The sequence below is a fragment of the Alicyclobacillus suci genome (assembly GCF_017329615.1).
Lineage (GTDB): Bacteria > Bacillota > Bacilli > Alicyclobacillales > Alicyclobacillaceae > Alicyclobacillus > Alicyclobacillus suci.
In genome coordinates, this window is sequence record NZ_JAFMTW010000039.1 from 1 (window position 1) to 15,134 (window position 15,134).

The 15,134-nt window shown below is 52.8% G+C and carries 13 protein-coding genes; all 13 read left to right on the top strand.

The features are described from left to right. The first annotated feature begins 521 nt into the window (after positions 1–521). The 13 genes from J3482_RS15450 (at position 522) to J3482_RS15510 (ending at position 15,133) form a co-directional block, all read left to right on the top strand. Positions 522–1,871 carry a UbiD family decarboxylase gene (locus tag J3482_RS15450; protein WP_206922680.1) on the top strand — a complete coding sequence of 450 codons (1,350 nt, stop codon included), beginning with the start codon at positions 522–524 and terminating at the stop codon, positions 1,869–1,871. Between the two features lie 348 nt (positions 1,872–2,219). Beyond that, positions 2,220–3,542, top strand: coding sequence for an MFS transporter (locus J3482_RS15455; protein WP_146824663.1), 1,323 nt, complete (start codon positions 2,220–2,222; stop codon positions 3,540–3,542). A gap of 29 nt (positions 3,543–3,571) precedes the next feature. Further along, positions 3,572–5,011, top strand: a complete 1,440-nt coding sequence (locus tag J3482_RS15460) for an aldehyde dehydrogenase family protein (RefSeq protein ID WP_146824662.1) — start codon at positions 3,572–3,574, stop codon at positions 5,009–5,011. 37 nt (positions 5,012–5,048) lie between these two features. Next, positions 5,049–6,197, top strand: a complete 1,149-nt coding sequence (locus J3482_RS15465) for an iron-containing alcohol dehydrogenase (RefSeq protein WP_146824661.1) — start codon at positions 5,049–5,051, stop codon at positions 6,195–6,197. A 95-nt stretch (positions 6,198–6,292) separates the two neighbouring features. Further along, positions 6,293–7,813 (top strand): class I adenylate-forming enzyme family protein, encoded by a 1,521-nt coding sequence (locus tag J3482_RS15470; RefSeq protein WP_146824660.1) that lies wholly within the window; start codon positions 6,293–6,295, stop codon positions 7,811–7,813. 48 nt (positions 7,814–7,861) lie between these two features. Next, positions 7,862–8,680 (top strand): response regulator transcription factor, encoded by an 819-nt coding sequence (locus J3482_RS15475; RefSeq protein WP_146824659.1) that lies wholly within the window; start codon positions 7,862–7,864, stop codon positions 8,678–8,680. 157 nt (positions 8,681–8,837) lie between these two features. Then, positions 8,838–9,644, top strand: a complete 807-nt coding sequence (larE, locus tag J3482_RS15480; protein WP_146824658.1) for an ATP-dependent sacrificial sulfur transferase LarE — start codon at positions 8,838–8,840, stop codon at positions 9,642–9,644. 17 nt (positions 9,645–9,661) lie between these two features. Beyond that, positions 9,662–10,411 (top strand): nickel pincer cofactor biosynthesis protein LarB, encoded by a 750-nt coding sequence (gene larB / locus J3482_RS15485; RefSeq protein WP_146824657.1) that lies wholly within the window; start codon positions 9,662–9,664, stop codon positions 10,409–10,411. Further along, a complete protein-coding gene (larC, locus tag J3482_RS15490; protein WP_146824656.1) occupies positions 10,411–11,235 on the top strand; it encodes a nickel pincer cofactor biosynthesis protein LarC in 825 nt (274 codons plus the stop codon). Before larB ends, larC begins: the two co-directional genes overlap by 1 nt. Before the next feature lie 21 nt (positions 11,236–11,256). After that, positions 11,257–11,922 carry a 4Fe-4S binding protein gene (locus J3482_RS15495; protein ID WP_146824655.1) on the top strand — a complete coding sequence of 222 codons (666 nt, stop codon included), beginning with the start codon at positions 11,257–11,259 and terminating at the stop codon, positions 11,920–11,922. Next, on the top strand, positions 11,922–13,349 hold the full coding sequence (locus J3482_RS15500) for a hypothetical protein (protein ID WP_146824654.1): 1,428 nt from the start codon (positions 11,922–11,924) through the stop codon (positions 13,347–13,349). The genes J3482_RS15495 and J3482_RS15500 overlap by 1 nt, the downstream gene beginning before the upstream one ends. A gap of 12 nt (positions 13,350–13,361) precedes the next feature. Beyond that, positions 13,362–14,204 carry a nicotinate-nucleotide pyrophosphorylase gene (locus tag J3482_RS15505; RefSeq protein WP_146824653.1) on the top strand — a complete coding sequence of 281 codons (843 nt, stop codon included), beginning with the start codon at positions 13,362–13,364 and terminating at the stop codon, positions 14,202–14,204. Between the two features lie 17 nt (positions 14,205–14,221). Further along, complete coding sequence (locus J3482_RS15510) at positions 14,222–15,133, top strand: molybdopterin-binding protein (protein WP_146824652.1); 912 nt, start codon at positions 14,222–14,224, stop codon at positions 15,131–15,133. Position 15,134: the final 1 nt, after the last annotated feature.

Here is a 15,134-nt window from a genome sequence, read left to right on the forward strand (position 1 = left end):
TACTTGGAGGGAGACCTCCTGGGAAAGTAGGACGTTGCCAGGCGAGAGAGAAGGGCCCTGAGGGGAACGCTGAGAAGGCGGGACCTTGGGGCTCTTTTTTGTGTTGGGATGGAGATTGCGATGGATGGTTGGGCTGATGGCAGGTGGCAAGGCGCTGGCAGCGGGTGGTAAGAGTCTAAGTAACATGAAGTAAATCCTGCCGCATCGTTATATCTGACCTGAAAAGGGACATGAAAGAGCCGAGCCCCGAGAGTCAGGGTGAAGGCCATGGAACACACGAAGAACTTGAAATGATAGCGTGATTTTAAGAAGCGCGGCTTCAGACTTCTATTGTGGTGCCTGTCGAGCATCGTCCACTTTTTAATATTTTGTTAGTTGAATGTTTGTATTTCTGCTTACTTGTTTTTGTTTACCCTTTTTAGAGAATCTATGAAATATAATGAAAACGAATTCAGAGGATTGATGTTTATCACGATGACAATCTTTCGCCGTGACAAATGAAGAAGTGGGAGGACTAGCCATTGATTGCCGATTCTTTGCGCAGTTGGTTGGATTATCTAAAGCAGTCTGACCGGGTTGCAACCGTGGAAAGAACAGTTAGTCCGAAATTTGAACTTGCAGCAGTCGCGAAGCATTTGGACGGGAAGAAGGCAGTGACATTCAAACGGGTTGAAGGTTATGACATGCCAGTGGTTGTTGGAATTGTTGCGAACCGCAGGTGGATCGCAGAGGCGTGTCAGACGGATGAATACGAGTTGATTCACAAGTTTACCAATGCGGCGGCTAATCCCCTTCCTTGCAGGCATGTTGAGGGTCACGAGGCACCTGTGAAGGAACATGTTATCACGCAATCCATTGACTTATTGAAAGCGCTTCCTATCCCTGTGCATCACGAACACGATTCTGGCAGCTATATTACCGCTGGTTTGTTGATTGTGCGAGACCCGAAAACGCGTAAACAAAATGTGGCCATTCACAGGCTGCAGGTGTCCGGGCCGGACAAACTAGGCGTACTGTTGCTGCCGCGGCACACAAACCATCTGTTCAAGCAGGCAGAAGCGCAAGGAGAGGCTCTCGAATGTGCCATTGTGATTGGGGCGGATCCTATTACGATGCTGACTTCTCAAGCGAGTACGCCATTTGGCGTCGATGAGTTGGAAATTTCGAGCGCCCTCCGAGGTAGTCCATTACCGCTTGTGCGATGTGAGACCGTCGATGTTGACGTTCCCGCGAACGCAGAAATTGTCATCGAGGGCAGAATTCTACCAAATGTTCGCGCGCCCGAGGGGCCTTTTGGTGAGTTTCCTAAGTATTATGGACCGCAAAGCGACAAGGAAGTGATTCAAGTCTCGGCGATTACACATCGCAACGAGGCGATGTTTCACACCATTATTCCTGCAGGTTATGAACATTTGTGGTTGGGTGGCATTCCGCGCGAGGCAAGCTTGTATGAGACCATTCGTCAAACCGTACCGACGGTTAAAGGTGTGCACATGACACCTGGGGGGACCTGCCGCTATCATGCCGTGGTATCGATTCGGAAGACCCAAGATGGCCAGGGCAAAAATGTGGTGTTTGCCGCGTTCGCAAACAGCTTCGACATCAAGCATGTCGTTGTGGTTGATGAAGACGTGGACATCTTCAATCCTGAGGAAGTTGAGTGGGCGATTGCGACGAGGTTTCAGGCGGAGGGAGATCTTGTTCTTGTTCACGGGACACAGGGCTCCAAGCTTGATCCTTCTACCCATGACGGGGTCGGCAGCAAGATGGGGCTAGATTGTACCGTGCCGCTTGATTCTGAGGGATTTCGGTATAAGCGGATTCGGATTCCGGGGTATGAAGACGTGTCTTTGGAGGATTATGGACTGTAATCTGTTTACTTAAGAAGAGCGAAGAGGAATGGAGAAGTGACTGTGCAAAAGCCAGAGCAGGACTACAGTCGTTCGAGGCAGTTGCTGCGGCACCATGCGCGTAAATCTGAGTATTACGCGGTATCTATGAAGAAATATCCGCCCTTCATTAAAGACGGTATGGTAAGAACATTGTCGTGGGCGGTGTGAATACCATCCGCTGGAGGAAGAACGCGGAGTGGGACGGATTGATGACGTTGTACCATCAAAAGCTTTAGACATCCTTGCAGAATCGACATCTTGAACGAGCCCGATGGTGCGCTTTCAAAGTTCATTCTACATGGAAACGGGACCCTGAGGGGGATAATCATGTCCATTCAAGCGGCTGAAGTAGCTGCGGCTGTGCCTAATCGGCGGCAGGTGGTATCGGCAACCATCGCATCGCTGCTGGGGTGGTCACTGGATTTATTTGATTTGTTCGTTTTGCTCTACGTTGCACCAGAAGTCGGGCAACTATTTTTCCCGTCGAGCAATCCGACGCTGTCTTTGGCTTCTGTGTACGGATCGTTTGCGGTAACCTTGCTTATGCGGCCGATTGGGTCTGGGGTGTTTGGTTCGCTTGCCGACCGGTATGGGAGAAAGCGGGCGATGATTACCGCTGTGATTGGTGTCGGCGTGTTAACGGCGCTGTTTGGTACGCTCCCGACGGTTCATCAAGTTGGTATACTGGCACCTGTGTTGTTCTTGCTTTTGCGACTTGTGCAAGGTGTGTTTGTCGGCGGAGTGGTGGCTTCCACCCACACAATTGGCACAGAGTCTGTCAATCCGAAGTGGCGAGGGTTGATGTCGGGGTTGGTTGGCGGCGGTGGGGCTGGTGTTGGTTCGCTGATTGCGTCTATCATCTATTACATCTTGTCGGCTATCTTTCCAGGTCCGGAGTTCGCGGTTTGGGGTTGGCGATGCATGTTTTTTTCTGGCGTGTTTAGTGCAATCCTTGGCGTGTTCGTATTTAACTCCTTGGAGGAGTCACCCATGTGGCTGAAGGCCAAAGCGCCTGAGGCGGGGACGAACGCCATCAGGGAGGCACCCGTAAAAGCCATCTTCTCTCGACGGTATCTACCGACGCTGTTGGTAAATTTAATGATCACCATTGGCGGTGGCACAGGGTATTATTTAACGTCGGGATACCTGCCCACGTTCTTTAAAGAGGTCAATCATCTGTCATCTGGAAGCTCCTCCCTCATTCTGATTCTGACGAGTATCATTGTCATCATTGCTGCGGTGTTGGTTGGACATCTGAGTGAGTTGATTGGCCGGAAAAAGACGTTCCTCATCACGGGCGTGGTTGCGGCGGTTCTGGTACCGTTTCTCTTTCACGGTATGGCTAGCACCCATTCTACGGTTCAAATTACGATTGATGCACTTATCTTAACTTTTATGGGCAATGCGGTATACGCGCCGATTGTCGCGTTCCTCAACGAGCGCTTTCCAACTTCCATCCGTTCCACGGGAACGGGTTTATCGTGGAATATCGGTTTTGCTGTCGGGGGTATGCTTCCCACGTTTGTTTCACTCGCGGCGGGCACTACCCAGAACATCCCGGTAGCGCTGACGTATTTTCTCATGGCAGCGTTGATTTTGTATCTCATTGGCGGGTTGATTGTACCTGAGAGCAAAGGGCATTTTGAATAAAGGGCAGAGGAGAAGGAAGTGAATAGCTGATGAAGACCTACTTGAATTACATCAATGGGACCTGGATGACATCGCAGAGTGGGGAACTCTTGGATTCTATCGATCCAGCTACGGGTGCATTTGTGGCTCATACACAGTCATCCACCGCACGCGACGTAGAGTTGGCGGTACAGACGGTTTCGGGTGCGTATACTGGATCGGATTGGGGTTCTAATTCGCATCGTCGCGCGAGTGCTTTGCTCGAATGGGCGGCTGCCATCGAAGTGCGCAAGGAAGAGCTGGCATCTTTATTGACGTTGGAAAATGGCAAGCCAATTCGTGAAGCGAGAGTGGAGATTGCAGGTGCGATAGACGCGCTGCGTTACTGTGCGGGAATGGCCAGAAACGTCTTTGGCAGGACATTTCAGCCGGCTGAAGACAACTTTGGCTTCATTATGAAAGAACCTATTGGCATTGTCGCGGTGATTACGCCATGGAACTGGCCGGTGTTGCTTTTATTCCGAGATTTGGCGCCTTGTTTGGCTGCGGGCAACGGCGTCATTATCAAACCGGCTGAGCGCACGGGGGCCATTACGGCCGAGTTATTGGCGTTGTTAGCAGACATCCCAGAGTTTCCCTCGGGTATTGCGGCGCTCATCACTGGGCTCGGTACTGTCGTTGGGAATGCCTTGGTGGAACACCCTGCGGTGGACATGATTTGTTTTACCGGAAGCACAGCGGTCGGGAAAGCGTTGATGCAAAAAGCTGCTGCAGGCGTCAAGAAAGTTGCGTTGGAGCTCGGGGGAAAGTCACCGAATCTCGTGTTCGAGGACGCAGATCTGACACGGGCTATCGAAACATCCTGTCGTTCTTTGTTTATGACATCTGGGCAGATCTGCATGGCGGGATCTCGGCTACTGGTTCATGAAAGCGTATACGAAACAGCCGTCGATATCGCAAAGACATTTGCGGAATCCCTGCGCGTAGGTCACGGGAGATTGGAAACGACGGATATGGGCCCGATTATTTCGGAAAAACAATTGGACAACGTCTTACATTACATCGAACAGGGGCGCCGGGAAGGCCGCGTAATCACGGGTGGATATCGCCTGAGGGGTGCTGAGTACGACAATGGACTGTTCATTGCTCCGACAATTCTAGATAACTTGTCGCCTTCCTCTTGTGTTGTTCAGGAAGAGATCTTCGGTCCTGTACTGGTGATGGAGAAGTTTCGTACCGAGGAAGAAGCCATTCGCTTAGCCAACATCACGCCGTACGGACTGTCCGCTGGTGTGTGGACGAAGGATGTCAGTCGAGCACTGCGCGTGGCTCGCCAGGTTCAAGCCGGAACCGTTTGGGTCAATGGGTACAACAAAAGTTACGCGGAGGCAGAGTCTGGTGGTTATAAGCACAGTGGGATTGGCCGCGCGCGCGGAGTGGAAGGGCTGATGGAGTTCACGGAGACCAAACACGTGAACATCTCAATTTGAGGGCATTAAACACACCATGGAGATGGAGGGCGACATCGTGGGACTGTTCAGTATTTATGTGCCGACCCATGTCTACTTCGGGGAAGGCCGTTTGCAACGAGACCTGCCAGATTTGATTCGAAAGTATGATGCACAGCGGATTTTAATTGTGACCGATGCCGGATTGATGAGAGTGGGCATTGTGCCCCCTATCGTCGAGTTACTCGAGAAGCAAGGGATGGTCGTACACGTCTTTGGTGAGGTTGAGCCGGATCCGAGCGTGGACACGGTGCACCGTGTTGCAGATGTCTTTCGTCAGGCGCGCGGAGAGCTACTGCTGGCCATTGGCGGCGGTAGCTCCATAGATACCGCAAAAGGAGCCCGCGTCATTCTTGGTCATGGCGGACACATTCGGGACTATGCCGGCATTCACGCGAAACCTATCAAAGCACCCGTATCCATTCCGCTTATTGCGATTCCTACAACTGCTGGCACAGGGAGTGAAGTGACATTTTTCGGAGTCTATTCTGACTGGGAAAACAACGTGAAAGTTACCGTGACGAGCCCTTTTGTGGCGCCAGATGTCGCACTTGTGGATCCATCCACGACCTATTCACTTCCGGCAAAAGTGACAGCATCCACGGGAATTGACGTGTTGGCTCACGCGGTTGAGGCGTTTGTGTCACGTGCTGCAAGTCATTTCTCCGACACGGTTGCGCTGCGGGCGATGGCGCTTGTCGAAGGGAACTTGCGGGCTGCGGTGACAGATGGCGCAAACCGAGAGGCACGTAATCGTATGGCAGAGGCCAGTTTGCTCGCGGGTATCGCGTTCAATCACGCCTTTCTTGGCTTGACACACGCGGTTGCGGCTGCGGTCAGTGGTCACGCCCATGTACCACATGGCGTCGCAATAGGTCTGCTTCTACCGCATGTGATGCAGTTCAATCTCGGTGCCAGCCCAGACAAGTTTCGCCAAATTGCAAACGCAATGGCAGGTAGTTGGGACTGTACACCGGAGGATGCGGTTTTGATGGTCAATACTCTCACACGCGACATTGGGCTGCCACAGACGTTGCGCGAGGTGGGTGTCACGGAATCCATGCTCGAAGGTATTGCGCGTCAATCACTGACAAGTGTTCAATTACGCTTCAATCCGAAAAATGCCACAGAGCAGGATATATTTAAATTAGTCACTGCGATATACTAGGGATATTGAAGTCGTCATAGATTTTGCGTGTAGGCTCACTTTGACCATTGGTCGGTGGGCCTGTAGACATTCAACAATCGGTGGGGAAGTGAAGCATGGATTTAGGGAGCATGTTCGAGTTCGCGGTCGGTCGGCATCCCTTTGGCGTCGCCCTCGTGGAGGGCGGGCGCTCGTATACCTTTCTCGCTCTCAATCAGGAGGTCAATCGGGTAGCCAGTTCGTTGCGTAAGCTGGGGATTGGGCGGCGAGATCGCGTGATGGTCTTGCTGAAGAACCGGCGACAAACGGTGTGTTTGTTTTGGGCGATTCAAAAGTTGGGCGCCATTTTCACACCTGTGAATTATCACATGTCGATACAGGATATTCAGCACTGTGTGTACGATGTGGAACCCAAGGTTATTGTATTTGAGGCGGTAGCCGAAGCGGCAGTTCGAAAATTGAAGTTAGAGGAATCCCCAATTTTTATCAGTCTTGAGTCAGACGACGGCGATATTTCGTATGACGAACTTGTACACAGTGGCGAGGATACGTTTGACGCGGTGCCAGTGGATGATGACGAAATCGCGATTATGCTATATACGTCGGGGACGTCGGGGGTGCCAAAGGGTGTGCCGAGATCGCACAAAAACGAATACGCCTCAACGCTTGCGCACATCATCCAAAATCATTACGATCCGTTCGATAGCACGCTTGGGGTTATGCCGCTCTATCACACGATGGGCGTCCATTCTCTGTTAGCCATGGCTTTTGTGAATGCGAAGTTTGTCGTTGCACAGGACATCAGCGATGAGGCCGTACCGGGAATTTTGTGCCGCGAGAAAATCACCTGTCTCTATATGATTCCAACGATGTACCACGATTTGTTGGCGAATCATCGGGTTGAAAATTATGATTTATCCCATTTGCAAAAAATAGCTTACGCTGGTGCGCCAATGCCGGAGGCGCTTGTCGCGGATTGCTTTCGGACGTTTCGCCCCCAGCGATTTGTTAACCATTATGGAAGTACTGAGATCCACACTTTTACCACGTGTGCGTATTTGGACCGCAAACCGGGTAGCGCGGGCAAACCGGGTATCAATCAGTGGATTCGCTTGATGCCGCTGGAGTCGGGCGCCACGGTGCATGACAAAGTCAAGAGCGGCGAGGTTGGACAAGTTATTGCGCATATGGGCTCAGCAGAAGCATTCAAGGGGTATTGGAACCGGCCGGAGGTGACGCGGCAGGTCATTCAAGATGACTGGTACCTCACCGGAGATTTAGGTGTGTTTGACGAGGAGGGCGATTTGTTTGTTGTTGGGCGGGTAGATGAGATGGTCATTTCCGGACTAGAGCGCGTATCACCTGCGAAGGTGGAGGAGGTTTTGAGCGGGCATCCCGATGTTGTTGAGGTGGCGGTCGTCGGTGAGCAAGACGAACATCTGGGACAAATCGTCGTCGCCTACGTTGTGCCGCGAGGTGAGAAGCTTACGCCGCTTGACTTAGACAGGTACTGTAAACAAAGTGGTCGGCTCTCGAGCTTTGAACGGCCAAGGAAGCACGTGTTTGTTGAGCACCTGCCGAGAAGTGCGTCCGGGAAAGTGGTGCGGCGAGCGCTTCAGAGTACCCCAGAAAAGTGATTTTAAGCTTTTCTGGCCTATACTCAACGGAAGGGATGGAGGCAGGCCGTGAGTGACATTTTGATTGTCGATGATGATGCGACGGCTCGGCGGGAGATTTGTAGTCTACTGTCGGAAGGCGAGTATAATTATCTGCGTGTTTGTGAGGCGGACACCGCGCAAAGAGGGTTGCTATTGGCGCGGCAGATGCATCCGTCGATGATTCTATTGGACCTTTCGTTACCTGACATGGACGGCATCGAGTTTGGTAAGAAATTGATGGCGCAACATCCGCAGATTCACGTTGTGGTGTGTAGTCACTTAAAAATGTTTGATTTGGTTTATGAGGCCATCAATGCTGGATTCTCGGGCTACCTGCTAAAACCGGTCGTCAAGGCGGTGCTGTTTTCTTTACTGGGTCGATTGATTCAGTCGAAGCTAATGAAAGATGCAGAGGACGTCACAGAACGCGGCATTCGGCCACAAACTGACGATGCTGTGGACTTCGGCAATCCCATTGATAGCGCTATCGCATATATCGCGAAACACTTCAGGGAACCCATTTCTTTGCAGGACGTTGCAGAACGCGTGTACCTCAGCTCGTCTCACTTCAGCCGGTTATTCAAAGCGGAAACGGGCACGACGTTCATTGATTATTTGACAAACTACCGCATTCAAAAATCCAAGATATTGCTTCGAGTGACCTCACTTCCGGTTGAAATCATTGCGAACAGCACAGGTTTCTCCAATGCGAGCTATTTTTCAACTACATTTAAACGCTTGGAGGGTCGCACACCAACAGAGTACCGACATCTGTTGATGGCTTTGAAGACTCGTGAGGCAGTGAATTCAACAAAAAAACAAAATTCTTCTGGCGCGAATATCTAAAGTGGCCCATTCGAGAGAATGTATAATTTATGTAAACCTTTTCTCTCCGTTTACGAGCCGTGCGTTGACAAACGATACCTGTCGATGGCGATATGAAGTCATCTGTGATGAAAGCGTTTGCCGCGGCGACGCCAACTTTATCTGTGGAGGCTAAGCAATGGATGCAATCATGCAGAAATACGAGCAACTGGGGGAACTGCTTCACTCGTTGAAGCGCGTTGTAGTTGCGTTTTCCGGTGGTGTGGACAGCAGCTTCCTACTGAAGGCGTCATTGGAGTTTCTCGGCAAGGATGCCGTGCTCGCAGTGACTGCAGACTCAGAGACGTATCCGGAGCGGGAACGTGATGAAGCGATTCAACTTGCACGCGAACTCGGTGCGCATCACAGGGTAATTCAGACCAGTGAACTCAATATTCCTGGATATGCGGAAAATCCTACAAACCGCTGTTTCTTCTGTAAACAGGAATTGTTCTCTCATCTCATTCCAATTGCGAAACAGGATGGGTATGACCATGTGGTCTTCGGGGCCATTGCCGATGATTTGGGTGAACATCGTCCGGGGCTGCGGGCGGCACGCGAGGGGGGTGTCCGGGCACCGCTTTTGGAAGTGGGACTGAAAAAGACCGAGATTCGCTATCTCTCCAATAAGTTCGGGCTATCGACCTGGGATAAACCATCGTTCGCCTGTTTGTCGTCGCGGATTCCCTACGGTCAAGTGATTACCCTGGAAAAGCTGTCGATGATTGACCAGGCAGAGGCATTCTTGATGAAACTGGGGTTTCGTCAGGTGCGTGTGCGCCAGCACGAGGGCAAGCTCGCGCGGATTGAGGTGCCACCTGCGCAACTGAGCGACTTGGTCGCGGTCGCGGATTTGGTCGTGAAGAAGTTGAAAGAGATTGGCTACACGTATGTCAGTATCGATTTGCAAGGTTATCGATCCGGAAGTTTGAACGAAGCACTCTAACTTGATGGAGGATTCTGATGCGTTCCTATCGGTCCGTTCTAGAAGCTATACAACGCGGTGAACTCTCGGTGGATGAAGGACTGCGAGAATTGAGTCAGTCGGCAGTGGAAGACGTTGGTTTTGCGCAAATCGATCATGATCGCACTGCGCGAAGAGGGTTTGCGGAAGTCGTCTATTGCGAGGGAAAGACCCCTGAACAGTCAGCGCTCATCATGGCCCGGCTCGCGGCCAGAGGGGAGAGCAACGTCTTGGGCACGCGCGCGACTCGGGAAGTCTTCGAACTGTTGCAGAAGGAAGTGCCGGATGCCGAATACGACGATGTCGCCCGCGCGGTGGTGGTCAGACGAGGAGAACAGGCGAGTCTCGGTTCGGTGCTTGTCGTGGCAGCTGGGACGTCTGACCTGCGTGTGGCTGAAGAGGCGGCGCTGACGGCGGCGCTCATGGGGAGTCGCGTGGAGCGCTTATACGACGTTGGTGTGGCCGGTCTTCATCGATTGTTGCGGCAACTAGATCGCCTTCGCACTGCGCGGGTTGTGGTCGTGGTCGCCGGCATGGAGGGGGCGTTGTTGAGTGTGGTGGCCGGCCTTGTCGACAAACCGGTGATTGGCGTACCAACGAGCGTTGGGTACGGCGCCCAACTGCAGGGGCTTACGCCGATGCTCGGTATGTTGACATCGTGTGTACCAGGCTCCTCTGTGGTCAACATCGACAATGGGTTTGGTGCAGGATACCTGGCAAATATGATTAATCGGTTGGGGGAAGTGTGATGGCGGTCGCGAAAATTGAATGTTTTGCAGGTGCCAGTGGCGATATGTTCCTAGGGGCATGGTTCAATCTAGGGTTGCCGGTGGATGAATGGCGTAGCCGGATCGCGCAGTTGGCAGTGAACGAGGAGTACGAAGTTACGGTGGAGGCGGTTACAAAGCAAGAGATTGCAGCTACTCGTGTACAGGTTCACACCCGGCACAGTCACCACCATCGCCACCTACCAGATATCACGCGGATGATTGAGGCCAGCGAGCTCCCGCAAGTCGTGAAAGAAAAAAGTCAAGAGGCGTTTACTCATTTGGCCGTCGCCGAGGCATTGGTTCATGGGACGACGCCAGACAACATTCACTTTCACGAAGTCGGGGCAGTCGATGCCATTGTCGACATTGTGGGCTCCATGTTGGCGTGGCACCTGCTCGGTGAGCCGGACTGCTTTGTCTCTCCCATTGAAGTCGGAGGCGGTACGGTTCAGTGCGATCACGGCTTGATGCCGGTCCCGGCACCTGCGACCCTCGCACTGCTCAAAGGATATCCCATCTACTCTTCGGGAATCTGGGGCGAGACGACGACCCCCACCGGGGCTGCTATTATCCGGACCCTCGCGCAACCGCTGCAGAAGAGACATGTGTTTATTGGCGAGCGTATCGGCTATGGTGCGGGTACGAAGGACTTGCCTGTGGCGAATGTCCTGCGAATTCAATTAGGTGAACGGGGTAGCACTTGGGGAAGTGCTGTGCACCAGCACGGACACGAGCATGACCATCAGCATTCCCATGAGCCTTCACCTGCGCACGCCTCCTTATCAGGCGTTGCGAATCTGTAATTTGGGGAGATGTGATAGAGAATGCGGTTAATCAATACGGTTGCGCGCATTATCGATGACAAGTGCACCGGCTGCAAGATCTGTGCGCAGGTCTGTCCCACGCTCGCAATCACAATGGAGCCGATTCCGGGAAGTAAAAATCGAAAACTTGCCATCGTTGCGGATGAGCAGTGCACAGGTTGCACCGCGTGTGAGCAGCGGTGTCCGTTTGATGCTATTTATATGGAAAATATGGAAGAATCGCGCGTTATCGGTGTCAATCCGGCACAGGTAGAACAGGAAAGACTCCAACAGATTTGCTATGACGCACATCTTCATCCTGAGCAAGTGGTTTGTTACTGCACGGGCACACGCGCTGAGGAAGTGGCGGCTGCGATTTTGCTCGGTGCGGATACACCAGATAAAATCTCGATGGCGACAGGGCTCCGAACGGGATGCACGGTGGAGTGTCTGCAACCTGCGATGCGGCTCTTGCATGCTGCGGGTCATCATCCCGAACCGCAAAAAGGCATGTATCAATGGTACGGAGCGACGCCGACGATTTGGGACATTCCGGACGAAATCAAGGAGAAATACGTGCAAAGAGGTTTTTATTTTGATGACGACATCGAATTTATGGAAAGAATTCGAAACTATCAATCGAATGCCGAAGCATCCGCTAACGGGTCGAAGGGAGAGGTGAAGTGATGCGTCCATCTCCAATTCAACCATTGCCTGCCAGGTCATCGCGGTATGGAATTGATCCGCAGCTCGTCAAAAAGCGGTTTGCTGAGTTGCCAGGGATGACCTCTGTTACGCTACGTGAATTGTTTCCCGATAGTCCGAATGTCATCTACCCCAGTGCCGAGGGCATCGCGGCCATTCGCCGGGCGACAGAGGAAAAAATGGAGCAGATGGATTTGTCGATGATTCAGCCGTATCAAAGTGTTAACGTGCTCGCGTCGCACCACGGGTTCACTTTGCTCGGCGGAGAACCGTATGCGGAGGTGCTCCGTACCATTTACGATGTCGTCAAGCGGCGAACGGGTGCCAAGGAAGTACGACTCCGCGCGGGCGTTGGCCTGCGTTTCCGTGAAACAGAGGAATACATCAAGCGGTTTGAGTTGAAGCAATATTTCGATCGCGCCCTTGGCATGGCCCCAATTGACGAAGGCATTCCGATTGAGACGGAGATTGGTACGTTGTACGGCCTCAAGCGCGCGTACGATGCAGATTGGATTATCCACGTACACAATAGTGACGTGCGGGAAGTCCACTTTCATCGCCAGGTAGATCGCGCTGTCAAACCGTTCGGCATGTCCTACGCGCGCATTGAAACACGTTCGACGTACCACCAAAACCTCGGTCCACGCGCTGCCAATTTTACTGCGCGTGCAATCTTTGAGTCTCCCTTTGTTCAAAGCAAATTTGTTGGGGCGGTCTTCATGAATATGTCCCCAAGTGGTGTTGTCAGCATTGAGGCAGACAATGACCTGTACAAGATTAATGATACCGTGACCCTGGATGGCCTTCGCTATTACGGAAAAGTCTTTCACCTGCTGGGGAGAATCGACGAGTGCATCGTCGGCTTGGACTTCCCGTGTCCGGTCCCTTATGTCTTTTCGGCAGGTGTGATTTACTGCAACTTTGTCGGTGCGAACGTCGACTTGTTCGATCTCGACGTCAAACTTCCCCCGTACACCTGGTATACAGAGGCGTTTTACGGCAAGGACGGTCGCCCGCTTTTGCCTGACATTTCTCCGGTCAACCCGGCGATTCGCATGGTGATCCACAATTATGCCTGGATTGGCTATCCCAGTGCGTTCTTCGCGCAACAACTACCGACGCTGGTGGTGGGCAAAGAGCAAGCGGAACTGTTCGAGCACGACCCGCAAAACATGGAATACATGAAGTACGCGATGGTTGCCGACAACCTGGAAGACGCAATGCGGTTTGCCTATCGAACCACAGGGACGGATAAAGTGCTTGTGTTCGATGGTGCAGTGGGCGGTATGAACGTGAGTGCTTCATTGGCTGATCACTTAATGAAGGAAGCGCCCGCGGCGAGTGCATACGTCGAGTCGGTTTTGATGCCGAAATGGTTAAAGCAGCGCGGCATTCATGTGTTTGCGTAGGGGGCGTTGCGAATGCAGACGATGATGGACCTTCGTGATTCCTTGTTTCAATCGCTTGGTCATCAGACGTTCACGGCCCAGGTGATTTCGACCGGAAGCGGCGTGCTGGCGGGGGCGCAGCACGCTGCAGACCTGTTGCAAGAGACCGGGTGCGAATTGCTTCACCTGGAGGATGACGGTCGACTGTTGCAACCAGGGGATGTCATTCTCTCGTTTCGCGGGTCGGCAAAACAGGTGGCGATTGCTGAAGACCGCGTGCTTGGCGCTATGATGGTGCCGTCCGGCTATGCGACGCGCGCCCGCAGACTCCAGCTCGTCGCCGGAGAGCACTTGCGGGTGGTCTGTGGAGGGTGGAAGAAAATCCCGCAAGCCTTGAAGCCAGGGCTACACGCAGCGTTGGCTGCTGCGGGAATTGGGATGCGGATGGTCGACGGGCCCTTTGTCTACATTGATAAAAATTATGTGCGGATGTTTGGCGGCGTCGCGCAAGCGTTGGCTGCAGCCGCGCAGTTCCCTGACAGGGCGAAAGTCATTCAACTGCGCGGGGACTTGTGCCCGATTGAGGAGGAGGCGCGTCAGGCCGTGGACGGTGGGGCACAGGTCGTGATGATTGATACTGGACGGTTGCAGGATATTGCGGCGGTGCAAAACGTTTTGGTAACGCGTAACGTGCGTGCGTCCATTCGCATTGCCTTCGCTGGTAGCGTCACCGAGGACAGCGTCCTCCTTTTGCGCGAATTGCCGGTTGATCTCGTTGACGTCGGCGCGGCCATCCTCGACGCGCCGATGGTGGATATGCGCGTCGATGTGGTGTCTGACTTGAATCTCTCGACGGGCCTTTCAGGCACTATTTGAAGAAGAGAGGTGAGTTTATGGAGTACAGTCTCCTAAACAAGACTGAGTTGCGATTGACTGAGGTCTATTTACAAGACTGCGACTTATCTGTCATTGCGAAAACTGTCGCCTCAGTGCTCCGTCTTCCGGAAGACCGCGTGTTTGTCATCGATGTTCGCGAAGACCATATTGCGCTTGATTTGCTTGTGCAGTCGATGGAACACAGTCAGTTCGTCGGTAAAGAAACTGAATTGCTCCAGGCGGTTGGTTCTCTTCCAGGCGTGCGGCTTGGCCCACATGCAGGGGTTCACTCGGAAGGCGTGCTGGGGATGATTGCCCTGACACCTGTGGAAGGGGCGCAGGTCGCAAAGAAGAGTTTGCAGATGGGGCAGGAGATTCAATCCAAAGTTCGCCGTCGAGTAAAGGTGTTTCCGACAGGATTTGAAGTGATTCAAAAGATGATTGAAGACACCAATACGCCGTATTTGGTGAAGGCGCTTGGTGAAGCGGGCTGCAACGTGCACGCGAGTGAGCCGCTTCCCGATGACGTGGAAGTGATTGCTGGGGCGTTTCGGCGGGCTGTAGAGGCTGGATTTGGGTGGATTATCACGACTGGCGGCGTTGGTGCAGAGGACAAGGATTTTAGTGTCGAGGCATTGCTTCGCGTATGTCCCGATGCAGCCACACCGTACATTGTGAAATTCGGTGAGGGGGGTCATCGGCATGTGAAGGATGGCATTCGCATTGGTGTGGGCAAAGTCGGCCTGAGTTACATTGTAACGTTTCCGGGTCCGCACGATGAGGTGCGGCTTTGCACCGATATTCTTCTTTCGCAACTATTCGCAAATCCAGACCCGTTGGTGTTGGCAGAGCAGATTGCGCATGGGTTGCGAGAACGTTGGCTCAATATGGTTGGTGTACATCAAAACGGGCATCATCACCATGCCTGAG